General features: G+C 70.3%; 18 protein-coding genes. 9 read left to right on the top strand and 9 right to left on the bottom strand.

All coding sequences use genetic code 11. The features are described from left to right. Positions 1-41 precede the first annotated feature (41 nt). Genes JOD63_RS00200 through JOD63_RS00180 form a run of 5 tightly spaced genes read left to right on the top strand, consistent with a single transcriptional unit; the run spans position 42 to position 3859 of the window. Positions 42-962: an ABC transporter permease gene (locus JOD63_RS00200; RefSeq protein WP_169748414.1), complete on the top strand. Its 921-nt coding sequence runs from the start codon at positions 42-44 to the stop codon at positions 960-962. Further along, entirely contained in the window at positions 959-1855 is an 897-nt protein-coding gene (locus tag JOD63_RS00195; RefSeq protein ID WP_052682552.1) for an ABC transporter permease, read from the top strand. Before JOD63_RS00200 ends, JOD63_RS00195 begins: the two co-directional genes overlap by 4 nt. Then, the gene (locus tag JOD63_RS00190; protein WP_052682551.1) at positions 1852-2754 is read left to right on the top strand and encodes an ATP-binding cassette domain-containing protein; all 903 of its coding nucleotides are present in this window, start codon (positions 1852-1854) and stop codon (positions 2752-2754) included. Before JOD63_RS00195 ends, JOD63_RS00190 begins: the two co-directional genes overlap by 4 nt. Then, positions 2747-3577, top strand: a complete 831-nt coding sequence (locus JOD63_RS00185) for an ATP-binding cassette domain-containing protein (protein ID WP_045276361.1) — start codon at positions 2747-2749, stop codon at positions 3575-3577. Before JOD63_RS00190 ends, JOD63_RS00185 begins: the two co-directional genes overlap by 8 nt. A gap of 12 nt (positions 3578-3589) precedes the next feature. Continuing rightward, a complete protein-coding gene (locus JOD63_RS00180; RefSeq protein ID WP_045276360.1) occupies positions 3590-3859 on the top strand; it encodes a hypothetical protein in 270 nt (89 codons plus the stop codon). Between the two features lie 24 nt (positions 3860-3883). Here the strand turns inward: JOD63_RS00180 and JOD63_RS00175 are convergent, their stop codons facing one another. Genes JOD63_RS00175 through JOD63_RS00160 form a run of 4 tightly spaced genes read right to left on the bottom strand, consistent with a single transcriptional unit; the run spans position 3884 to position 9767 of the window. Next, a complete protein-coding gene (locus JOD63_RS00175; protein WP_045276359.1) occupies positions 3884-5656 on the bottom strand; it encodes an ABC transporter ATP-binding protein in 1773 nt (590 codons plus the stop codon). Then, positions 5653-6888: a glycoside hydrolase family 32 protein gene (locus JOD63_RS00170; RefSeq protein WP_052682550.1), complete on the bottom strand. Its 1236-nt coding sequence runs from the start codon at positions 6886-6888 to the stop codon at positions 5653-5655. Before JOD63_RS00170 ends, JOD63_RS00175 begins: the two co-directional genes overlap by 4 nt. Next, on the bottom strand, positions 6885-8699 hold the full coding sequence (locus JOD63_RS00165) for a glycoside hydrolase family 2 protein (RefSeq protein WP_045276358.1): 1815 nt from the start codon (positions 8697-8699) through the stop codon (positions 6885-6887). Before JOD63_RS00165 ends, JOD63_RS00170 begins: the two co-directional genes overlap by 4 nt. 39 nt (positions 8700-8738) lie before the next feature. Further along, positions 8739-9767 (bottom strand): LacI family DNA-binding transcriptional regulator, encoded by a 1029-nt coding sequence (locus JOD63_RS00160; RefSeq protein WP_084613609.1) that lies wholly within the window; start codon positions 9765-9767, stop codon positions 8739-8741. A gap of 23 nt (positions 9768-9790) precedes the next feature. Here JOD63_RS00160 and JOD63_RS00155 point away from each other — a divergent pair, with 23 nt between their 5' ends. Both JOD63_RS00155 and JOD63_RS00150 read left to right on the top strand, forming a co-directional pair. Beyond that, entirely contained in the window at positions 9791-12151 is a 2361-nt protein-coding gene (locus tag JOD63_RS00155) for a glycoside hydrolase family 31 protein (RefSeq protein WP_052682549.1), read from the top strand. After that, positions 12148-14028, top strand: coding sequence for a hypothetical protein (locus tag JOD63_RS00150; protein ID WP_052682548.1), 1881 nt, complete (start codon positions 12148-12150; stop codon positions 14026-14028). The genes JOD63_RS00155 and JOD63_RS00150 overlap by 4 nt, the downstream gene beginning before the upstream one ends. Before the next feature lie 37 nt (positions 14029-14065). On the opposite strand, the gene JOD63_RS00145 is transcribed toward JOD63_RS00150, so the two are convergent. Continuing rightward, the gene (locus JOD63_RS00145; protein ID WP_045276489.1) at positions 14066-17089 is read right to left on the bottom strand and encodes an alpha-mannosidase; all 3024 of its coding nucleotides are present in this window, start codon (positions 17087-17089) and stop codon (positions 14066-14068) included. A gap of 112 nt (positions 17090-17201) precedes the next feature. On the opposite strand from JOD63_RS00145, the gene JOD63_RS00140 reads away from it, so the two are divergent. Continuing rightward, complete coding sequence (locus JOD63_RS00140; protein ID WP_052682547.1) at positions 17202-19277, top strand: DUF5054 domain-containing protein; 2076 nt, start codon at positions 17202-17204, stop codon at positions 19275-19277. Here the strand turns inward: JOD63_RS00140 and JOD63_RS00135 are convergent, their stop codons facing one another. Next, positions 19278-20156, bottom strand: coding sequence for a helix-turn-helix transcriptional regulator (locus JOD63_RS00135; protein ID WP_045276356.1), 879 nt, complete (start codon positions 20154-20156; stop codon positions 19278-19280). A 168-nt stretch (positions 20157-20324) separates the two neighbouring features. Between JOD63_RS00135 and JOD63_RS00130 the strand changes: the two genes are divergently transcribed. After that, the gene (locus JOD63_RS00130; RefSeq protein ID WP_045276488.1) at positions 20325-21179 is read left to right on the top strand and encodes an aldo/keto reductase; all 855 of its coding nucleotides are present in this window, start codon (positions 20325-20327) and stop codon (positions 21177-21179) included. 61 nt (positions 21180-21240) lie between these two features. Here JOD63_RS00130 and JOD63_RS00125 read toward each other — a convergent pair whose 3' ends face one another. The 3 genes from JOD63_RS00125 to JOD63_RS00115 all read right to left on the bottom strand — a co-directional run bounded on the left by JOD63_RS00125 (position 21241) and on the right by JOD63_RS00115 (position 23529). Beyond that, positions 21241-21411: a hypothetical protein gene (locus JOD63_RS00125; RefSeq protein ID WP_157004024.1), complete on the bottom strand. Its 171-nt coding sequence runs from the start codon at positions 21409-21411 to the stop codon at positions 21241-21243. Between the two features lie 61 nt (positions 21412-21472). Continuing rightward, positions 21473-22402, bottom strand: coding sequence for an aldo/keto reductase (locus JOD63_RS00120; protein ID WP_045276355.1), 930 nt, complete (start codon positions 22400-22402; stop codon positions 21473-21475). A 77-nt stretch (positions 22403-22479) separates the two neighbouring features. Beyond that, positions 22480-23529 carry a family 43 glycosylhydrolase gene (locus tag JOD63_RS00115; protein WP_045276487.1) on the bottom strand — a complete coding sequence of 350 codons (1050 nt, stop codon included), beginning with the start codon at positions 23527-23529 and terminating at the stop codon, positions 22480-22482. Between the last annotated feature and the right edge of the window lie 21 nt (positions 23530-23550).

Here is a 23550-nt window from a genome sequence, read left to right as displayed (position 1 = left end):
GGCGATCAACGATCGTCCGCCCCGCAGTCGAAGGGATGTCGATGCTCACCTATGTGATCCGCAGAGTGCTGCAGGCTGCGACGACGATCGCGATCGTGCTCGTCGTCGCGTTCACGCTGGGGCGCCTCACCGGCTCGCCGGCCGCACTGCTCCTGGGCGAGAACGCGACACCGCAGCAGGTCGCGGACCTCGAGCGCTCGATGGGATTCGATCGGCCGCTGCCGGTCCAGTTCGTGGACTTCGCCACCGGCGCGCTCGTCGGAGACTTCGGCGACTCCTACCGCCGCCCCGGCACCCCCGCTCTGGCGATCGTGTGGGAGCGGATGCCCGCGACGATCTCGCTCGCGCTCCCGGCCTTCGCGATCGGGCTGGCCGTCGCCGTCGCAGCGGTCCTGGCGATCTACTTCGCCGCCAGCCGCCGCCTGCGTGCGGTGTTCCTCTGGTCGGGGACCCTTCGTCACTCCGTGCCCGACTTCTTCTTCGGTGTGCTCGCCGTGCTGATCTTCTCCGTGATGCTTGGCTGGCTGCCGTCGCTCGGAGCGGCGTCGCCTGCGGCCTACATCCTGCCGATCCTGACCATCGCGACGGGTCAGTTCGTCCTCTACGTGCGACTGCTCGACGCGGAGATGGCCGAGCAGACCCGCATGGACTACGTCAGGACCGCCCGTGCCGCAGGGAGATCTCGAGCCGGCATCCTCGTCCTCGACGTCCTTCCCAATGCCTTCCTCCCCGTCCTCACCGTCGCAGGTCTCAACCTCGCGATGCTCCTCGGCGGAACGGTCATCGTGGAGCAGGTGTTCGCGTGGCCGGGGATCGGCTCCGCCCTGATCGAAGCAGTCGCTCAGCGAGACTTCCCGGTCGTCCAGGCGGCGCTCCTCGTCGTCGCTGTCGGGTTCATCGTGGTGAACGTGCTGAACGACATCCTGCATCGTGTCCTCGACCCGAGAGTGAGAATCCGATGACCGACGCGATCCTGGCGGCACCGACCTCGTCGGGCGCCCTTCCACCCCGTTCTCGTCGACGCGGCAGCGCGCGTCCGCTGATCCTCGTCGGCGTCGCCTTCCTCACAACGGTCGTCGCCTTCGTCGTCATCGTGCCGCTCCTTCCCGATTTCGACCCGATGGGTCAAGATCTGAGCGCAACGAATCTGCCCGCCTTCCAGGATGCTGCGCACCCGCTCGGCACCGATGCACTCGGGCGCGACATGATGAGCCGCCTCGCCCTCGGAGGGCGCATCAGCCTCCTCCTCACGCTCGCGATCGTCCTCATCAACCTGATCATCGGAACGATCATCGGACTGATCGCCGGCTATCGGGGAGGATGGGCGGACAACGCACTCAGCACGGTGTCGGACGTCCAACTCGCCCTGCCTGTCGTGCTCCTCCTCATGGCGCTCGCCGCGACCCTGGGCAGCAGCGTCGGGCTCACCGTGGTCGTGCTCGGAGTGTCGTACTGGATGGGGTATGCGCGCGTCGCGCGCAGCATCGCCATGTCGCTGCGTGATCGGGACTTCGTGCTGGCACCGATCCTCCAGGGCGCCACCACCGCGCACGTGCTGCGCCGTCACATCCTCCCGTCTGTCGCCGGCCCGCTCCTGATCGTGACGGTGACCGATATCGGTGCGGTGATGCTGATCCTCGCCGGACTGGATTACCTCGGCCTCGGCGTGCAGCCACCGACGCCGACGTGGGGCGGGATGATCTTCGAGGGGCAGCGCATGATGCGTCTCGTGCCGAGTCAAGCCCTTCTCCCCGGCATCGCGATGTTCTTCGTCATCGGCGGGGCAGCCTTCATCAGCCAGCGATTCACCACGGAGAACGGCGATTTCGTCCTGGGCCGGAAGGAACACCGTTGAGCACCCCACTGCTGGAGATCGACCGACTCGTGCTCCGCGCGACCGAACCCGACGGCACCGAGCGTGATCTGGTGCACGGCCTGTCGCTCACGGTCGAGGAGGGCGAGGTGCTGGGCCTCGTGGGCGAATCGGGGAGCGGGAAGACGCTCACCATGCTCGCCGCGATCGGCCTCCTCCCGCCCAGTGTGCGGATCGCCTCCGGCGACATCCGCCTCCGCGGCGAAAGTCTGCGCGAGGCGACCGACGCGCAGCTGCGAAGCCTCCGCGGCCGGTCGGTGTCGATGATCTTCCAAGACCCGCTGACCGCACTGAACCCGCTGCGGCGAGTGGGGACGCAACTGGCTTCGTCGCTCCGGCAGCACCGTCCCGGGCTCTCCCGGCGCGGTGCCCGGGCCCTCGCCGTCGACCTGTTCGAGAACGTCGGGATCCGGCGTCCGGCGGAGATGGCTCGCGCGTACCCTCACCAGTGGTCGGGTGGGATGAGGCAGCGCGCGATGATCGCGATGGCGGTGGCGAACGACCCGGCTCTGCTCATCGCCGACGAACCGACGACGGCACTCGACGTGACCGTGCAGGCACAGGTGATGCGCGTGCTCGCCGACGCTCGTTCGAAGACGGGAGCGGGAATGATCCTCATCACCCACGACCTCGGGCTCAGTGGCGGTGTGGCCGACCGCATCGCCGTCATGCGCGACGGCCGGCTGCTCGAGTGCGGCGACGTCCTCGACGTATACGACCGCCCCGCACATCCGTACACCCGCGCACTCCTCGCCGCCGCCGAGGTGGGCCGTGTTCCCCGGGGCACCGCGTCCCTCACCATGCCTCCGCGGGGCGCATCCGGTCCCCTGGTGGAGATCAGTCCCGGCCACCTCGTCGCACAAGGAGCCCCCATTGGCTGATCCGCTTCTCTCCATCCGCGATCTGCGTGTCGAGTATCGGTCGGGCTTCGGCCCCGGCCGCAGAGTCGTGCGGGCCGTCGACGGGGTCAGCCTCACGATCGCGCGCGGTGAGACCCTGGCTGTCGTCGGGGAGTCCGGCAGCGGCAAGACGACCGTGTCGCGCAGCATCTTCGGTCTCACCCCGGTTCGTGCGGGACGAGTGCTGCTGGATGGTCTGGACATCACCCGCCCCAATCGATTCGGCCGTCAGGAACTCAGCCGGCGCGTGCAGATGGTCTTCCAGGATCCGTACACCGCGCTGGATCCTCGGATGACCGTGCACGACAGCGTCGCCGAACCCCTGGTGATCGCGGGAGAGTACCGGCGCGATGAGGTCATCCGGATGCTCGATCTGGTGGGGATCGGGGGGCTCGCCGGGCGCCGCCCCGCGGCGCTCTCCGGCGGGCAGCGCCAGCGCGTGGTCATCGCCCGAGCGCTCATCAGACGCCCGGACCTCGTGGTCCTCGACGAGCCCGTCTCGGCACTGGACGTGTCGGTGCGAGCACAGGTCCTCGACCTCATCGCGCGGCTGCAGGACGAGCTGGGGTTGTCGTATCTGTTCGTCTCGCACGACCTGGCGGTCGTGCGCCATGTCTCCGATCGGGTCGCGATCATGCAGCACGGACGGATCGTCGAACAGGGCGGAACCGCGGAGGTGTTCGACGCGCCGAAGGAGGAGTACACCGCGCGGCTGCTCGCCGCAGCTCCGACACCCGACCCGCGCGACCGCACCTGGCTGCACCCGGTGGAGCACGTGATGGAGAGCGCCGACCGCGGCATCTGAGAGGATCGACCCATGTCGAATGCCGTTCAGCGTCCCTCGAACCCCGTCGCCTGGGCCGCCTTCTGGGTCGCCCTGGCCGGCCTCGTCCTCATGCCGATCCCGTTGTTCATCGGGCTGATCGTGGGCGGAGGCCTCTCGGTCATCGCCGCGGTGCTCGCGGTCATCGGACTGTTCAAGGGTCTGGCCCGCGGTGGCAAGGGCATCGCACCTGTCGTCTTCGCGGCGATCTTCATCGCCCTCACGTGGGGCGGAATCTCGATCGGCGGCGGCGTCATCTGGTAACGCCCGGTGGCCTGAACAGGCCGCCTACTCCGGCGCCTGCTGGGCGCGCTCGAGCCTGCTGTAGCGTCCGCCGCGCGCCATGAGCTCGGCATGGCTTCCCACCTCGACGATGCGCCCGTGCTCCATGACGACGATGCGGTCGGCGCCGCGGATCGTCGACAGCCGGTGCGCCACCACGAGCGTCGTGCGCCCGCGCATCAGGCGGGCGAGCGCATCGCGCACGAGCCCCTCGGACTCGGGGTCGAGCGCCGACGTCGCCTCATCGAGGAGCAGCACCTCGGGGTCTCGCACGAGGGCGCGCGCGATGGCGATGCGCTGGCGCTGCCCGCCCGACAGACGTGCGCCGCGCTCTCCGGCGACGGTGTGCCATCCCTCCGGCAGCGCGTCGACGATCTCCGCCGCGTTGGCGTCTTCGAGAGCGCGCCGCACCCGCTCGTCCGACACCTCGCCGAGCCCGTAGGCCACGTTGTCGCGGATCGATCCCTCGAAGAGCACCGACTCCTGCGGCACCACCGACACGTGACGACGGAACGTGCGCAGGTCGAGTGCCGCGGCATCCATCCCGTCGATGAGCAGTCGGCCACGGGTCGGACGGAGGAAGCCGAGCGCGAGGTTCAGCAGCGTCGACTTGCCCGACCCCGACGACCCGACGAACGCCACCGTCTCGCCGGCCGCGATGGCGAGGTCGATGTCTCGAAGGGCAGGTTCGCGATCGTCGTCGTAGCGGAAGGTGACCGCCTCGAAGCGCAGGGCGCCGGTGACCTCCGTGACGACGCGCTTGCCCTCGTTCTCCTCCAGGTCGGGGTCGGCGAGCACCTCGCCGATCGAGCGCACCGACTCGATGCCCTTTGCCGCGATCGGCCAGAGCATGAGCACCTGGGTGAGCCCCCCGGTGATCAGCCCGAAGTACGACGACAGCTGCACCACCTCACCGGCCGTGATCGAGCCGGGGTTGATGATCGCCACCGCGGCCGCGGTGACCAGGCAGCCCACCGACAGCAGTTGCAGCACGATCCACGACAGCGACTGGAACCGGCCGTTGAGCATGTCGAGCGCGTAGCCCGAGGTAGCCACCTCGTCCGCTCCCTCCGCGACACGGGCGCGGGCGGTGGCTTCGAGCCCGTGCGCACGGGTGATGGGCATGAGCGTCGCCATCTCACCGACGCGGCTCGAGAACACCTCGACGTCGCGGCGGAAGGCTTCGTTGCGGCGCCGCGACCGCGCCGCCAGGAGCGACCGCATCGCCACGGCGATGGGGATCGTGAGGGCGTACACCGGCAGGAAGTAGGGCATCGTTATCGCCGTGACCACGATCGCGCCGATGATCACCATCGACTCAGCCAGCACCGAGTGAGTCACCTGCTGGAGCATCAGCTCGATGTTCTCGACGTCGCGGACGACCTTGGTCTGCACGATCGAGCTCGACACGCGCCGATGGAAGCCGATCGACAGGGTCTGCAGCCGCGCGGTGAGGGCGTTGCGCAGGTCGGCCCCGCTCTGGCGGACGGCACCCATGAACAGCCGGGTCCACAGCACGTGCGTCGGGTAGTTCTGCGCGAGGGCGAGAAAGGCGATGCCCGCCCACAGCGCAAGCTCATCGAGCGGGCCGCCCGCCACGACGAGGTCGATGACCTGGGCGGTCACCACCGGCATGAGCCAGCGCGGGGAGTCCTTGATCGGGAAGATCATGGCCGACGTGACGACCCGGCGACGGTAGCGGCCGAGGAGGCGGAACACCGACCGCACCGGGCGGGAACCGTCGATCTCGACCGGCGCTGACGAGGCCGCGGCGGTCATGCGCGCACGAGGGGGTGGATGCGGGCTCCGTCCAGGTCGCCGCCGACCGTGAGCCGCGAACCGGGTGCGACGAGCGCGCCGAACACGCCGAGCCCGGTGGTGACCTCGAGCACGGGCCCGTCGATGATGATCCGGACGACGCCGGCGAGCGGCATCCGCGATGTCTGCACGGCAGTCTCCACCTGCACCTCGTCGCCGTCGATCCGCAGCGCGACGAGCGCGCCCGCGGTGCCGTCGATCGTGAGGGCGTCGCCCTCGCTCGGCGACCACTCGATGTCGACGGCGGGCGCATCGACAGCCGGGCCCGACTGCGGGCGCCGATGACGCAGCAGATCGGGGTGCGGTTCGAGGGTGAGAGCGTCGCCGTCGAGCGAGAGCAGGTAGGGGATGCTGAGCGTCCCGGCCCAGTCCTCGCCCGCGGTCTCGGAGAGCCAGAACACGAGTGACGGCCGTCCGACGGCGTCAGGGAAGAAGGTCGGCGCATAGGGGCTGCGACTGAAGCTCAGTCGCCCCCACGCCTCGGCGTCGAATCGCCCGTCGCTCCAGCGTCCGACGGCGTAGCCGACATAGCGCGGCTCGCCAGGGTCCTCCACCGAGAGCACGAGCACGTGCCGGCCGTCGATCTCGAACAGCTGGGGACACTCCCACAGCGTGTTCCGCGCGAGCGCGGTGTCGGGGTCTTCGGCGGGTCGCAGCGCGAGGCCGCCGTACGACCACGTGTGCAGATCGTCCGACCGGTACGAGACGATGGCGGCCGCACCGTCGTCGTGGCGGCCGCCCACCACCATGCTCCACCCGCTGCCGTCGCGGAACACCCATGGGTCGCGGAACACGCTCATCCCGGCCGGCGTCTCGGCGACGACGTCGCCCTTGCGCCAGGCGATCCAGTCGTCGTCGCGGGGCGTGGCCGTGCGGATGCGTCCGTGATCGAGCGTCGGCAGGTCGGTCGACGTGTAGAAGATCCGCGCGTCGCCGGCGTCGTCGACGACGAGGGATCCTGTCCAGATGCCGCCGTCGCCCTCGCCCGGAGAGATCGCGATCGGCAGCTGCCGCAGCGACAGCAGGTCGTCGCCGACTGCGTGCCCCCAGTGCACGTCGCGAGCCCAGTCGGTGCGTCCGGGGACCTGCTGGAAGAACACCTGGTAGCGACCGCCGTGGTGGCGGATGCCGTGCGGATCGTTGATCCAGCCGGCATCCGCGGTGAAGTGGAATTCGGGACGCACCGCGCTCACTCCCCGCGGACGATCCGGCGGATGCGCTCGACCGGCAGCTTCGGCACCCGGTTCTCGTCCACCAATCCGTTGCGCTCCTGCACCGTGTCGGTCAGCTGCGTGTACACCCACCCGGCGAGCGCCGTGCTCGCGTGGAGCGCTCCGAAGATCGCCGTGAGGTGACGGTCGAGGTCGTCGGCGCTCCCGACGAGCCGATACCCCCACGAGTCCACACCGGCATCGGGCGTGAAGGCGACGCCGCCGAACTCGCTGAGAACGACGGGGGCGGATGCCGTCGCCGCAGCCTCGGCGGGAGTGCCGACCAGCACCCGCTTGCCGAAGGGGGCGACGCCCTCGACCGCCGCAGCGATCGCGGCACGGGTGCCGTACCGCGCCGACAGCTCCTCCGCGTCGTTCGTGTAGTCGTGCAGCGTGAGCAGATCGGACTCCACGTGCTCCCACCCGTCGTTCGAGATGACCGGCCGCGACCCGTCGAGGGTGTGCGTCAGGTGGTACAGCGAGCGCGCGAACGCCTGCTGCCGCGGGTCGGTCGCGATGTGCCGCACCGCCCAGCTCTCGTTGAGCGGCACCCACGCGACCACGCTCGGGTGCGACGCGTCACGGCGCACGATCTCGGTCCACTCCGCCGCGAGGTTCATCACGGCGGAATCGGAGTGCTGGAACGCGCTCGGCAACTCGACCCACACCATCAGCCCCAGCCGGTCGGCCCAGTACAGCAGCCGCGGATCCTCCGCCTTCTGGTGGAGCCGAGCGGTGGTGAACCCGAGGTCGAGGATGAGCTCGACCTCGGCCCGCAGGGCGGCCGCCGACGGCGCTGCCAGGTGCGACTGGGGCCAGTAGCCCTGCGACAGGACGCCGTGGATCGGATGGGGCCGCCCGTTCAGCAGGAACGTGTCGCCCGCCGTCTCGATCGAGCGCAGGCCGACGTACGACGCGACCACGTCGACAGCACCGTCGGCAGCGCCGTCGGCACCGACGAGCTCGATCCGGGCGTCGACGAGCACGGGATGCTCGGGCGACCAGAGCAGCTCGTCGAACCCCTGCTCGGTCGATAGCGCCGGGATCACGATGTCGACGTCGCCGCCCGGACCATCGAGCACAACGCCCACCTCCGCGAGCACGCGGTCGTCGCGGGTGAGCGTGACACGGGCCTCGACCGGCCGGGTCGGCCGGTGCGACAGTTCGAGAGCGAGGTGAACGCGGTCGTGCGGCACGTCGGGGCGCCACGCGACCCGCGTGATGTGCAGTTCGGGAACCGATTCGAGCCACACCGGCTGCCAGATCCCCGACGTGCGGTGGTACCAGATCGAGTGCGGGTCGACGCGCCAGTCCTGCTTCCCGCGCGGCTGGCTGACGTCGTGCGGGTCGTCGACTGCACGCACCACCACGTCGAAGCCCGCGCCCGGCGTCGGCACCGCGACGTGGAACGGGGTGTGTCCACCCCGATGAGACCCGACGTGAGCGCCGTCGATCCAGACATCGGCGGCGAAGTCGACCGCACCGAAGTGCAGGAGCAGGGTGCGCCCGTCGCCGTGGCCTGTCTCGGCGACCTCGTCGGACGTGACGCGGCGGCGATACCAGAGCACGCGATGGAAGCCGGTGTCGTGGATGCCCGAGAGCGGCGACTCTGGCGGGTAGGGGACGACGATCGTCCGCGGCAGGTCGCTCGGGACGCCACCGGGGCCGACCGGGTCGACCTCGTCGCCGTAGGTGAAGTCCCACTCCCCGCTCAGATCGAGCCATCGGTGGCGGACGAGCTGGGGTCGGGGGTAGGTGCCGTCCTGCGCGGACGCGCGCACTTCCTCATGCATAGGGGGAAGCCTAGTGACAATTTCCAGCGCTGGAAATATCTACTTCGGCGCCGTCGTCTCCCGTTCGACCACCGCGTGCGGTGCGATGCGGTGGCGTCCGACCCCGTCGTATCCGTTCATCCGCTCCTCGAGCAGATCGAGAGCCGTCCGGGCGATCGCGGCCTTGTCGGGCGAGACGCTCGAGATCGCCGGCGTGCTGTAGCGCGCGAACCGGGTGTCGTCCCAGCCGAGCACGGCGACATCGCCCGGCACCGACAGCCCCGCCCGGTCGAGGGCCTTCATCGCCGCCATCGCGAAGAGGTCGTCGCGGCACACGATCGCATCGAACCGGATGCCGGCCGCCAGGGCGTCGAGCAGCGTCTGCATCACCTCCTCAACGGTCCAGCCGGTGCTCTCGAGCACGAGCTGCGGGTCGATCTGCATCCCCGCGGCGACCAGCGCCTCCTGGTAGCCGAGCAGCCGCAGGTGCGTCGATTCGGTGATGTCGCCGTGCACCAGGGCCAGGAATCCGATGCGCGACCGTCCCTGGGCGATCAGCAGCTCCACGCCCACCCGAGCCGCGGCGACGTTGTCGATCATGACGTGGTCGGTCGTCAGCGGCCGCGCCACCTCGCCGAGCAGCACGAGCGGGGTGTCGGGCCGCAGCCGCGCGATCTCCATCGTGTCGATGCGCATCGGGTGGAAGATCACGCCGTCGACGAGCCCTTCCTCGCGATCGCTGATGATCGCCCGCTCGGCCTCCACCTCGCTGAGGGTCTGCTCGACGATGACCCGGTACCCGCGCCCGGCCGCCTCTGCAGCCACATAGCGGACGATCTCGGCGAAGTACGGCTGGTCGATCTCGGGGATGGCCAGTGCGAGCATCCCGGTCCGGCCGGTCGCGAGCCGGCGGGCCGTGAGGTTGGGCCGGTAGCCGAGCTGGTCGATCGCCGACTGCACGCGCTCGCGCATCTTCGCCGAGACGTGCGGGTGGTCGTGGACCACGTTCGACACCGTCTTCATCGAGACGCCGGCGAGGTTCGCGACGTCCTCGAGCCTGACCTTGCCGCCCGGTCTTCCACTCCTCATCCGCTCATCTTAGGATCATCACCGTGTACAGCGCTGTAGTCCCGCCTCACCTGCGTCTCGTGTCGGCTCCCCTCGCCCATCCCGATGCGATAGTCGCCGGCGATCGCTGGAGGTTCACCGTCCTCACCGACGGCCTCGTGCGCGCGGAGTGGTCCGACGACGGGGCGTTCGAGGACCGGGCGACGACATTCGCGCTGAACCGCGCGCTGACGGTGCCCGACTTCGAGGTGATCGACGGGCCGGATGCCCTCGAGATCATCACGTCACGGTTCCACCTGCGCTACGACCGGCGGCCGTTCAGTCCGAGTGGGCTGCGCATCCGCCCGCTCGGGCCGGGGCGCGGCCTCGAGGAGTGGAAGTTCGGCGAGCGGGAAGATCTCGGGGGCACGGCCCGCACGCTCGACGCCGTCGACGGCCGCACCGAGCTCGACAGCGGGATCATCTCGCGCAAAGGCGTGGGCGTCGTCGACGACTCGACATCCTCCGCGTTCACCGACGACGGGTGGGTGGGCCCGCACGCCGAGGCGGGGCACGACCTGTACGTCTTCGCCTACGCGCACGACTTCGCAGCTGCCCTGCGGGCGTTCTACGCGGTCTCGGGCTCGCAGCCGGTGCTGCCCCGGTGGGCGCTCGGCAACTGGTGGAGCCGGTACCACCGCTACTCGCAGGACTCGTACCTGGCGCTCCTCGATCGCTTCGACGCGGAGGACGTGCGCTTCTCGGTCGCCGTCATCGACATGGACTGGCACCGCGTCGACAGCGTGCCCGCCGAGCACGGCAGCCCCTGGACCGGCTACAGCTGGGAGCCGGAGCTGTTCCCCGACCCGGGGGGATTCCTCGCGGCGCTGCACGAGCGCGGCATGCGCGCGACCCTGAACCTCCACCCGGCCGACGGCGTGCGCTCGTACGAAGACGCCTACCCGGCGATGGCGGAGGCCCTCGGTCTCGATGCGGCCACCGGCGCGCGCATCCCGTTCGACATCGACGACCCCGCCTTCCTCGAGGCCTACCTCACCGTGCTCCATCACCCGATGGAGGCGCAGGGGGTCGACTTCTGGTGGATGGACTGGCAGCACGGCCCGCACTCGCGCGTGGCCGGCATCGATCCGCTGTGGATGCTGAACCACTTCCACTACCTGGACTCCGGCCGCGGCGGCGAGCATCCGCTGCTGCTTTCGCGCTACGCGGGCCCCGGCAGCCACCGCTACCCGCTCGGATTCTCGGGCGACACCATCATCAGCTGGGACTCGCTCGACTTCCAGCCCGAGTTCACCGCCACCGCATCGAACATCGGCTACGGGTGGTGGAGCCACGACATCGGCGGGCACATGTTCGGCACCCGCGACGACGAGCTGACCGCGCGCTGGGTTCAGCTGGGCGTCTACTCCCCCATCCTCCGGCTGCACTCGGCGGACAGCCCGTTCCTGTCGAAGGAGCCGTGGAACTTCCCCGCCGAGACCCGCGCGGCACTCGGCGAAGCGCTGCGTCTGCGCGTCCGGCTCGTGCCGTACCTCCACACCATGAACCACCGCGCGGCATCCGACGACATCCCCCTCGTGCTGCCGCTGTACCACGCGTGGCCCGAGCACCCAGAGGCGTACGCCTCCCCGCGCCAGTACCTGTTCGGCAGCGAGCTGCTCGTCGCCCCGATCACGTCGCCGCGAGACCCGGTGACGCTCCTCGGCCGGGCCGACGCGTGGCTGCCGCCCGGCACGTGGATCGACGTGCACACCGGGGCCGTGTCGCAGGGCGGACGCAACGTCGCCCTGCACCGCGCGCTCGACTCCATTCCGGTGCTCCTGCCGGCCGGCGGCATCCTCCCGCTCGCGAGCGCAGCCGACACGGATGCCGCAGCCAACCCGGCCGCGTTCGAGATCGTCGTCGCGCCCGGCGCGGACGGGGAGTTCACCCTCGTCGAGGACGACGGCGTGGTCGGCGGCGAGATCGTGCGCACGACCATCCGCTGGGAGCAGGCGCCCGGCGAGCTGACCGTGCTGCCGGCCGACGGGCCCGACGGCGTCGTGCCCGAGACGCGCACCTGGATGATCACCTTCCTCGCGCTCGGTGCCGACGAGGTGCCGGGCGCCGACGTCACGCCGCGCGGGGCGACGGTGACGGTGCGGGGCGACGTGCGCGCGCCGCTGGTCGCGACGACCGCCGCCGATCCGTCACCGCGCACCCGCGGGACGACCGACCGGCTGTTCGCCGTGCTCAATGCGGCGCAGTACGCCTACGAGGACAAGACGGCAGCCTGGCGTGTGCTCACCTCGGGCCGACCCGACGCCGAGGTGTTCGCCGAGCTGCACGCCTTGGAGCTGCCGGCCGCCCTGCTGAGCGCGATCGCTGAGCAGCTCGCAGCGCGCGGCGAGGGGCTCACGTCGTGACCGCCACCACCACCACCATCGGTGCCGTCTCGCTGCCGGCGAGCGACGGCGCCATCGCCCCGGCCGACGCGGGCACCTGGACCGTCACCGCCACGGGCGGCCGCACGTCGATCGAGTTCCGCTTCCCCCCGGGGCCGGCGTTCGTGCTCGACGGCGACGCCGAGCTGTTCGTGCTCCCGAGCGACGCGACCGGCCGCACCCTCTCGGGCTCAGGGGCGTGCTGGATGCTCCCGGTCGACGCGTTCGCCGCCGACGGCGCCTGGCACCTCGAGGCCGACGGCGCCATCACCGCCACCCCGGGCGACACCGCATGGACGGTCGCCGTGGGGGCGGCATCCGCTCGCCTCACGCACCATCGCGCCCGCCCGCACGCCGACGTCACCGGAGGCCGGTTCGCCCTCGATCTCCCCGGCGGCGAGCTGCTCGCCGACGCAGCGGCGGGGTTCTACTGGGGCACGATGCTGCCGTCGGTGATCGAACGGACCACGGCCGCCGAGTACCCCGACCCGATCGGCTACGTGCGCAGCACCATGGCGGGCATGTACGCCGGCACCTATCCCGACGTCGATCACGAGTTCCAGATCAAGGGCCGGCTGGCGTGGGGCGGAGACCTCGACCGCGACGTCGTCCGACGCATGATCGAGCTGCAGCTGCGCCTGATGCGCGAAGACCCGACGGGGCTCTGGCGCGATCCGTGCGCGGTGCAGCCCAACGGCGACCGCGAATACCACGTGCGCCGAGGCAGCATGGACGGCACCGAGAACGCCGTGATGTTCCTGGTCACCGGCAACATCGAGGTGCTCGAATCGATCTGGCTGTTCGTCGCGCGCACCGCGGACCTCGACTGGCTGCGTCGCAGCATCGCCGACATCGAGGGGGCCGCCTCGGGCATCGAGCTGCACATCGACGTGCTCGGGCGCCTGTGGGGCGACGTGTACTACGAGGACCAGGTCATCAAGGACGGCCGCGAGACGATGGCGCAGGCTCTCGCCGTGCGATCGTTCGACCTGCTGGCGCAGCTGGAGGACCTGCTCGGGCGCGACGCCCAGGCGGCGCGCTACCGGTCGCTGAGCGACGCCCTGGCGGCCTCGCTCACGCAGCCGCTCCCGCACGGGTGGTGGGATGCCGACACGCGACACTTCGTCGACTGGGTCGATCGGTCGGGGCGCCCGCACGACCACATCCACCTGCTCGCGAACATCCTCCCCGTCCTCGTCGGCGCGGCGGACGACGCGCAGCAGCAGGCGGTGCTCGAGCTCGTCGAACGGGAGCTGCCCGAGTTCCAGCGGTTCCCGACGTTCCTCTCGGCGCGCATCGCCGACTACACCGATGCCGAGATCGGCGACGGCGGGCCGTACGACCTGTGCGCCGCCGGTCGCTACTGGTGCTGGGATGCCGCGTTCTGGGCGTCCCGAGGCGACGGCAGCATGCTCCGTCGTCAGCTCGAGCAGGTGGCGCGTGAGGGCGAGCGGGATGCCTGGATCATGGGCGAGCGCTACGACATGGGCCACGTGTACTACGTCGACGGAACCTCCTGGCACGGCGCCGAGCACTACTACGAGTACCCCTGCGTCTACGCCTGGGTGCTCTTCCACGAGTACCTCGGCCTGCGTCCGGCCCTCGACGCCGATCTCCTGATCGCCCCGCGCATCGCGGAGCACGGGGAGGTGACGCTCGCGCAGTCGGCCTATCGGGTGCGCTACCGGTACGCCGCCGACGGCTTCACCGTGTGGAACCTCGCCGACGACGAGCGCTCGATCCGCATCGACGCGAGTGCGCTGTTCCCCGGCGTGCGCGTGGCGCTCGACGGCGAGGAGTACGACGGGGCGGCCCTCGTGCTGGCCCCGGGAGCACACGTCGTGCTCACCCCCTCCTGAACGGGAGCGGACCGATGGCTCGGCCCGCTCCGTCAGGTCACGCCCGGCGCACCCGCAGGGTCACGAGCTGGAACGGCCGCAGCCGGAGCGATACCGCCTCCCCCTCGCGCACGAAGCCGGCGGGCGGGTCGATCTCGCGCTCGATCAGGTCGGTCGCGACGACCTCGGCGACGTCGAAGTCGAACGCGACCCGCGTCGTCGCGCGGGCACCCTCCGACTCGTAGAGCCGCACCACGACGTCGCCGCCGCGGTCTTCGGCGAGCTTCACCGACTCGACGAGCACGGCAGGATGATCGACCCGCACGAGCGGGGCGATCGGACCGGGCGCCCTGCGGTCGCCGAGGTTGAGGCGGTAGCCCTCGCGGATCGCCGCGCGCACGTCGGCGCCGACCCGGATCGACAGCCCGATGCGGTGGCGCCCCTCGTCGCCGCGCGGATCGGGGAAGGTCGGCCCGCGCAGCAGCGAGACCCGAGCCGTCGTCGTCGTGCCGCCGTCGGCACGGGTCGTGCGCTGCGCGTCGTAGCCGTGGCTCGACTCGTTGGCGATCGCGACGCCGAAGCCGGGCTCGGCCACGTGGAACCAGCGGTGCGCGCACAGCTCGAAGCGCGCGGCATCCCACGACGTGTTGCTGTGGGTGGGGCGCTGCACGTGGCCGAACTGCGTCTCGGCGGCCACCCGGTCGGCGTGCACGTCGAGCGGGAAGGCGAGCTTGAGCAGCTTGGACTTCTCGTGCCAGTCGACGTCGTTGTCGATGTGGAGGGCGGGGTCACCGGCTCGAAGGGTGAGCGTCTGGGCGATGCTCGACGCGCCGAACATGCGCGCGACGGTGACCGACACGGCACCCGGATGCTCCGCGCCGGCGATCGACGAGATCGAGGCGATGTCGGTCGAGACGCGCAGGTAGTGGTCGTCGACATCCCACGCATCCCACTTGTTCGGGAGATCGCGGTGCAGCTGGAGCAGGTTACCCTCCGCGCCCGGTGCGATCGCGTCGCGCCCCGTGGTCAGATCGACGAGCGAGACGATCAGGCCGCGGTCGTCGATCACGACGCGTACGAGGCCGTTGTCGAGCACGTGACCGTCCACCGTGCGGTCGAGCGTCGGAGCAGCAGCCGAGGTCGCGCGCCGGGCGGCGCCGAGTGCCGCGACGCCGTCACGGGTGAATGGGGCGGCGTTGGCGAGGTACGCCTCGCCGTCACCGGAATCGAACCGCGCGAGCGCCTCGGCGATGAGCCCGTCGAGCTCGGCGGCGAGCGCGACGTTGTTCTCCTCGACCTCGCGGTGCACCCAGGCGATCGAGGTGCCGGGCAGGATGTCGTGGAACTGCTGAAGCAGCACGAGCTGCCAGATGCGCTCGAGGGCGTCGTACGGGTAGTCCGCCCCGGTGCGGACCGCGGCGGTCGCCGCCCACAGCTCGGCCTCGCGCAGCCAGTGCTCGTTGCGGCGGTTGCCCTGCTTCGTGCGGTGCTGCGTGGTGTAGCTCGCGCGATGCAGCTCGAGATAGAGCTCGCCGCTCCACACCGGCGGCTGCGCCATCTCGGCCTCGGCCCGTTCGAAGAAGCGGGCCGGGGTGTCGATCTCGACCGTCGGCGAGCCTTCGAGCGAGCGCGTGCGCCGCACGGCTGCCATCATCTCGCGCGTGGGGCCGCCGCCGCCGTCGCCGAATCCGAAGGGCAGGAGCGAGACCGACCCGTCGCGATGGTCGTGGAACGTGCGCTCCGCGCGGGCGAGCTCGGCACCCGACACCTCGCTCACGTACGTGTCGGCGGGCGGGAAGTGGGTGAACACCCGGGTGCCGTCGATCCCCTCCCAGAGGAAGGTGTGATGCGGCATCGTGTTGGTCTGGTTCCAGGAGATCTTCTGCGTCAGGAACCAGTCCGTGCCGGAGGCGCGGATGATCTGCGGCAGAGCACCGGAGTAGCCGAAGGTGTCGGGCACCCACGCCTCACGCGTGTCGACGCCGAACTCCTCGAGGAAGAAGCGCTTGCCGGTGACGAACTGCCGCACCATCGCCTCGGCGCCGGGGAGGTTCATATCGGGCTCGACCCACATGCCGCCGACCGGGATGAACTGGCCGCTGCGCACCTTCTCGACGATCCGGTCGAAGATCTCGGGGTAGTCGTCCTTCATCCACTTCAGCTGCTGGGCCGACGAGCACGCGAAGCGGAACTCGGGGTCGGCGTCCATCAGTGCGAGCACGCTCGAGAACGTGCGGGCGCACTTGCGGATCGTCTCGCGGATGGGCCAGAGCCACGCGGAGTCTATGTGCGCGTGGCCGATCGCGACGACCGCGTGGCTGCTCGCCGACGCCGGCGCCGAGAGGGCCGGCACGAGCGCGTCGCGTCCCTGCGCGGCGGTGCCCGACACGTCCGCCGGGTCGACCACGTCGACCAGACGCTCCAGGGCCCCGAGGATGCGGTGCCGCCGTGGTGACTCGACGGGCAGCTCGCGCATGAGTCCGTCGAGCGTCCACACGTCCTGCAGCAGCTCCCATACCGTGACGTCCATCAGTGCGACGTCGCATCGGCGGAAGTCGTAGAGCAGCTCATCGCCCGCGGTGCGCTTGTCGCCGAGCGGCGTCGGCTTCCACGTCCAGTCGCCCGCGATGTTCGGATTCGCCGCTCCTTCGATCAAGAGGTCGACGATGCCGTCGCCGGTCTGAGCGACGGGGACGTGGCTGCTGCGCGGATTCACCGACTTGACGGTGGTGCCGTCGGGCCGGAACACCAGACCTTCGACCTGGAAGCCCGGGCGGTCGTGAGTGAACCCCAGGTCGACGATGAGCTCGACCCGCGTCGCGGCGTCGTCGCCCCGCAGCCAGCGCTCGGGCACGCGACCCTCAGCTCGGAACCACGACGTCGACCACGCGCGTCCCCACGCGTACGGCAGTTCGACGGGGCGATAGGCCTGGGCGGCGGCGTGGGCGAACGGCACCGGCTCGTCGAGGTCGTCCCACACTCTTACCGCGAGGGGAATCTGCTCGATATACAGCGCTGGAAAGAGGATGTCGCGAACGAAACGCTCGATCCGTCCTTCGGTGACTTCCCGGTTGTCGTGCATCATCGCTCCGAATCTCAATGAGGGCCGACAGCAGTATGCCGGTAAGCGGTGGAAAACCCTAGACTGAGGGTCGCTCAGCTACGACCCGATCGATGGAGAGAAGGATCTGAACGTGGTGTCGACGATTCACGTGGTCTTCAAGACGCACCTCGACATCGGGTTCACCGACTCGGCGGCGAACGTCACCCGGCGGTACCTGCACGAATTCCTCCCCCGTGCGATCGCCCTCGCCGAAGAACTCGACCGACGCGGAGGCGAGGCCCGCTTCGTCTGGACCACCGGTTCGTGGCTCATCCACGAGGCGCTGCGGACCGGGAGCGACACCGAGCGCGACGCCCTCGAGCGGGCGATCCGCGCGGGCCGGATCCGCTGGCACGGCCTGCCGCTCACCTCGCACAGCGAACTGATGGATGCCGGCCTGTTCGCGCACGGGATCTCGATCGGCCGCGGGCTCGACGCACGATTCGGCGTGGAGACCATCGCGGCGAAGATGACCGACGTGCCCGGCCACACAGTCGGGATCGTGCCGCTGCTCGCCCGCGCGGGCCTCGGCTTCCTCCACCTCGGGGTGAACGCCGCCTCGGCAGTCCCCGAGGTGCCGGAGTTCTTCGTGTGGCGTGCCCCCGGCGGCACCGAGGTCGTCGTGAACTACGCGCAGGACTACGGCACCGGCGACCTCGGACTCGCCGTCGCGCCCGATGGCGAGTCCGCCCTGCATCTCGCCCACTCGGGCGACAACCACGGTCCGCCATCCATCGCGGCGATCGAGGAGCTGTTCGCCCGGCTGCGGGCGGCGCATCCGGAAGCCAGAGTGATCGCGTCGACCCTCGACGCCTTCGGTGCCGCGGTGCTCCGGTCCCGCGCGAGTCTGCCTGTCATCGAAGCCGAGATCGGCGACTCGTGGATCCACGGCGCCGCGAGCGACCCGCTGCTGACGTCGCAGCTGCGAGCGCTGCTGCGCCTGCGCGCGAGCTGGGTCGACGCGGGCACGGTGCGGGTCGACGAACCTGAGATCGCGGCGTTCAGCGACGCCCTGCTCCTGATCGCCGAGCACACCTGGGGCAAGGATCTGAAGACCTATCTTCCCGACTACGCCAACTATGAGAAGGCGGACTTCCAGCGGGCGCGGGCGGCGGATGCGGTCGACCCCGCGGGTATCGCGCCGGCTTTCGCGGCCTACGCGTGGGCGCCGGCACAGCGGGCGAACCGCTCGCCCCTCACGTACTCCGCCTTCGAGGCGTCGTGGGCGGAACAGCGCGCGTACGTCGACCGTGCCCTCGACGCACTCTCACCGCAGCGGCGGGGCGAGGCGGCCGCCATGCTGGAAGCTGCGCGACCGGCGGGCGAGGCGGGCGACCGTGACGGCGTCGCGATCGATCCCACCGCGATCCACGATCTGGGCGTCTACCGCGCACGGTTCGGCGCAGACGGTGCGCTCGTCGGACTGACCGACGCCGACGGCCACGACTGGGCGGGTCCTGAGCATCCCCTCGCGAGCCTTCGCCATCAGACCTACGACGAGCGCGACGAGCAGCGCTGGCTCGACGAGTACTGCCGCGAACTCGACGAGAACGCGTTCTGGGCCGTGCCCGACCAGTCCAAACCGGGACTGAGCATCGCCGACCGGCTGCCGGCGAGGGTGTTCGTCCCGCGGGTGGTCTCCGCCCACCGCGTCGACGGCGACGACGGCGCGACCGCCGTGCTCGTGCTCGCCCTGCCCGCGGAGGCCTCGCAGGCGTGGGGCGCCCCGCGCAGCATCCGTCTCTGCTACCGGTTCCCGTCAGGCGGCGGGCCTATCTCGATCACCCTCGACCTCGCGGGCCGTGACGCCTCACGGCTGCCGGAGGCGACCTGGCTCGAGTTCCGCCCCCGCGTCGGCGCAGCCGCATCCTGGCATCTGACGAAGCTCGGCACGCCGGTCGACTCGCGCTCCGTGGTGCGGGGCGGCAACCGCAGCCTGCACGCGGTGTCGGATGCCCGCCTCGATGGCCCGCGCCGCGCGGTGCTCACCCCGCTCGACTCACCGCTGGTCGCCGTCGGCGAACCTGCGCTGCTGCGCTTCGACCACCGGTTGCCGCAGCCCGACGACGGCATCCACGTCAACCTGCACAACAACGTGTGGGGCACGAACTTCCGCATGTGGTTCGACGACGACATGCGCTATCGGTTCACGCTCGACCTCGCCTGATCACCCCGTCGGCTTCTCGACGCGGGCAGTGGTCGCGCCGGTCGCCACCCAGGAGGCCAGCATCCGGAGCCCGTCCGCCGACGGCGACCCCGCCGGGGCCGTGTACACGTTCAGCACCAGCCCCGGTTCGCTCGGCAGCTCCATCGACTCGTACTGCAGGTCGAGGTCGCCGACCACCGGGTGGTGCAGCCGCTTCATGCCGCTGCGGTGGAACTTCACGTCGCGCGAGGCCCATCGCTCGCGGAACGTCTCGCTGCTGGTGGAGAGCTCGCCGACGAGGCGGATGAGCTCGGGATCGTGCGGGTTGCGGCCCGCTTCCATGCGGAGCATCGACGCCGCATCGTGGAGGATCTGGTCGTAGTCCCGCCAGAACTCCCGCGCCGCCGGGTTGAGGTAGGCGAATCGCGTGGTGTTGACCGGGCGATGCGGGTCGTCGAAGACGGGCGAGTACAGCGCGCGGCCGAGGGCATTGGTCGCGATGATGTCGTGGCGGCCGTTGCGCACCCAGGCTGGCGCATCCGCGATCGCGTCCAGCACCTGCTGCACGGCCGGGCGCACCGCGTTGGCGGGGTTCCGCCGGCGCCGGGGCGCGGGGCCGGCCGCTCGGGCGAGGTCGAAGAGGTGCTGGCGCTCGGCATCGTCGAGCTGCAGCGCGGTCGCGAGCGAATCCAGCACGCTCTCCGACGCGCCGGCGAGATTGCCCCGCTCGAGTCGCACGTAGTAGTCGACCGACACCCCGGCGAGCATCGCGACCTCCTCGCGCCGCAGTCCCGACACGCGGCGGTTCCCGCCGTACGCCGGGAGCCCTGCCTGCTCCGGCGTCAGCCGGCCGCGGCGGGTCGAGAGGAACTCCTTGACCTCGGCGCGCATGTCTCCCATGCCGTCCACGCTAAGCCTCGCGGAGACGTGATGGGAGGCCCTGCCGTTACCTGCTCGTCGCCGCCGAGCGCGGAGCATCGAGGTAATGCGGGGGCCTCCCTGCTCGCTCGACGTGCGCGTACCGTTGCGGTCGTGAGCGAAGAACTGATCCTCAACAACGACGTCCGCATGCCCGCACTGGGGCTGGGCGTCTTCCAGAGCCCTCCCGACGAGACCGCCGCCGCCGTGCAGACCGCGCTCGAGGTCGGGTACCGGCACATCGACACGGCAGCCGCCTACGGCAACGAGCGACAGGTGGGCGACGGCATCCGTCGCTCCGGGCTCGACCGTGCCGACGTGTTCATCGAGACGAAGGTGTGGCCGAGCGACTACGGCTACGAAGAGACGCTGCACGCGTGGCAGAAGTCGGCGCGCAAGCTCGGCGTCGAGCAGATCGATCTGCTGATCCTGCACCAGCAGGCGGCGAACCTCTTCGACCGGACGATCGCGGCCTACACCGCGCTCGAGACCCTGCTGGCCGACGGACGCGTGCGCGCGATCGGCGTGAGCAACTTCACGCCCGCCGCGATCAGCCGGCTGATGGATGCGGTCGACGTGGTGCCTGCCGTGAATCAGGTCGAACTGCACCCGTACCACGTGCAGCGAGCCGTGCAGGAGGCCGACGCCGACCGCGGGATCCTCACCCAGGCGTGGTCACCGATCGGCGGCATCACGTTCTACCCCGGCCCGTGGGGCGACGAGCGCCGCAGCGTGATGCAGGACGAGACGATCGCCGCGATCGCCGCCGCGCACGGCAGGTCGCCCGCGCAGGTCATGATTCGGTGGCACCTGCAGCAGGGGCGGTCCGCGATCCCGAAGTCGACGAACCCGACCCGCATCGCCGAGAACTTCGCTGTGTTCGACTTCGAGCTGTCGGGAGACGAGCTGGCGCTCATCGACTCCCTCGACACCGGCCGCGAGAGCGGACCCGACCCCGACCGCGATTTCGACGAGCGGATGCTGTTCCCCATCCCCGAGGACTGACGCCGTCACTCGGCGACGGCGACCGCGCGGCAGTCGAGAGTGGACCCCGGCCTCCCGCCCGTCAGGCGAAGTCGGCCGGGCTCCACTCGTCGAGCCACTCGATGACGGGGCGGTCGCCCTCGAACCGGATGGGCAGCCACACGTCGTCGGCGAGCGAGCGAACTTCCGCATGTGGTTCGACGACGACATGCGCTACCGGTTCACGCTCGACCTCGCCCGATCGAGTCCGCACGACATCAGGCGATGATCGCGACGGGGCCCGATGGTCGGTGCGCGAGTGCGCTTCGCGCTGATCAGGGGAGTCGGTGACCGGCCGCGCGGAACAGGCGGTACCACTCCTCGCGCGTGAGCGGCACGTCGGATCCGGCAGCGGAGTCGGCGACGCGGCCTGGGTTCGTGCTGCCGAGCACGACCTGGATGCCTGCGGGGTGGCGGGTGATCCAGGCCACGGCGATGCCGGTAGGAGTCACGCTGTACTTCGCCGCGAGTTCGTCGATGGCCTCGTTCAGTTCGGCGTAGTTCTCTCGATCACCGAGGAACACGCCGGTGAAGAATCCCGCCTGGAACGGCGACCACGCCTGCAGCGTGATGTCGTTCAGGCGCGCGTGCTCCAGGATCCCGTTGTCGCGGTCGATGGACTGATCCTCATCGAGCATGTTCGCCGCCACCCCCTGTGCGAACAGCGGGGCATGGGTGATGCTGAGCTGCACCTGATTGATCACGAGCGGCTGACGCACGGAACGTCGGAGCAGTTCGATCTGCCCTGGCGTGTGGTTCGAGACGCCGAACGACCGCACCTTACCCGCGGCCTCGAGGTGGTCGAATGCCCCGGCCACCTCATCGGGCTCCATCAGCGTGTCGGGACGATGCAGCAGCAGCGCGTCGAGGTAGTCCGTGCGCAGCGCCGCCAGCGCCTCGTCGACCGTCCGCAGAATGTGCTCGCGGGAGAAGTCGTAGAACCCCGACCGGATGCCGACCTTCGACTGGATGTAGACCTGGTCGCGCTCCGATGCGGGGACCGCGCCCGCGGAGCCGAATCGCTCCTCGGCGCCATGGCGCTCGTCGCCGTAGATGTCGGCGTGATCGAACACGTTGATGCCCGCGTCGCGCGCTGTGCGCACGAGCGTGCGGATCTCCTCGTCGGCGAGCGAGCCGATCCGCATGAGGCCGAGGACGATGTTCGACACCGGCAGGTCAGTGCCGCGGAGGGCGAGTGTGCGCATCGAGTCTGCTCCGATCGAGCGGGTGGTGCGGTTCAGGGGACGCCCCTCACTGTAACGTCACAAACGGCCATGGCGGGTCACTCGAAGTCGGCCGGGCTCCACTCGTCGAGCCACTCGATGACGGGGCGGTCGCCCTCGAACCGGATGGGCAGCCACACGTAGTCGGCGAGCGAGGTGTCGACGTGCGCGAACTCCTCCATCGGCAGGTCGCTGTCGCGCCCCGGCGCGAAGTGCTCGATGAACGCGTCCTGCGCCTTCGCGCCGTGATCGAGGTAGCCCGGCAGCCACCGGTCGGCGATCGCGATGTAGAGGTCCTCTTTGCCCGGGTGGCGGAACACCGACGAGATCTGCGAGTGGAACGAGGTGCGCGACTGATCGGTCGGGTGCAGGTCGCCGAGCACCTCGAACGGGCCGTGATAGCTGCGCGAGACCGCCGACTCCGACGGGTTCGGGTAGTACCCGGTCGTGCCGGAGGTGAGCAGGTAATGCAGCCTGTTGCGGCTGAAGTGGGCGGGCGCCTCGCGCACGAACGGCGGCTGCGGCTGCGGGAAGTGCGTCGAGTAGTACCCCGTGACATCGGTGTAGTCGCTCGTCAGGTCGGCGCAGATCATCTCTGAGTGCACGCGTTCGAAGTAGTAGTACCCCTTGCCGTCGTGGGGGTCGACGACCAGGTCGAAGTCGCCGGCGCTCATGTCGAGCGGGCGCAGCCACGTGCGGGCGATCTCGTACGGCCCCAGGATGCTGTCGGCGGTGAGCACGGTGGAGCGCTGCACCGACCCCTTCGTCATCACCTTCACCCAGCAGACGAACTTCTCGGTCGCCGCGTTGTAGATGATGTGCGGCCGGTCGAGGCCCTGCGCGGGGTGCAGTGGCGATGACTCGTCGTGCTCGTCGGGCGGGATGATGACGCCCCGGTCCTCCCAGTTGACGAGGTCGGTGGAGCTGTAGCACCGCACACCCCAGTGCCAGATGCCGCTGCCGGGCGTGGAGAACTCCTTGTTCTCGCCGTACCAGTAGAACGTGCCGTCCACCTCGATCACCGAACCGCCGTGGGCGTGGATCCGCTCGCCCTTCGTGTCGAGCCAGGGCCGGCCAGGGCGGATGACGGTCTGCGGGGTCGTGCTCATCGAGATGTCCTTGCTGTCAGG

Origin of the sequence: Microbacterium terrae (assembly GCF_017831975.1) — a bacterium.
In the GTDB taxonomy this organism is placed as follows: Bacteria; Actinomycetota; Actinomycetes; order Actinomycetales; family Microbacteriaceae; genus Microbacterium; species Microbacterium terrae.
Note: the sequence above shows the minus strand (reverse complement) of the source record. Positions and strands in the feature narration are given on the sequence as shown.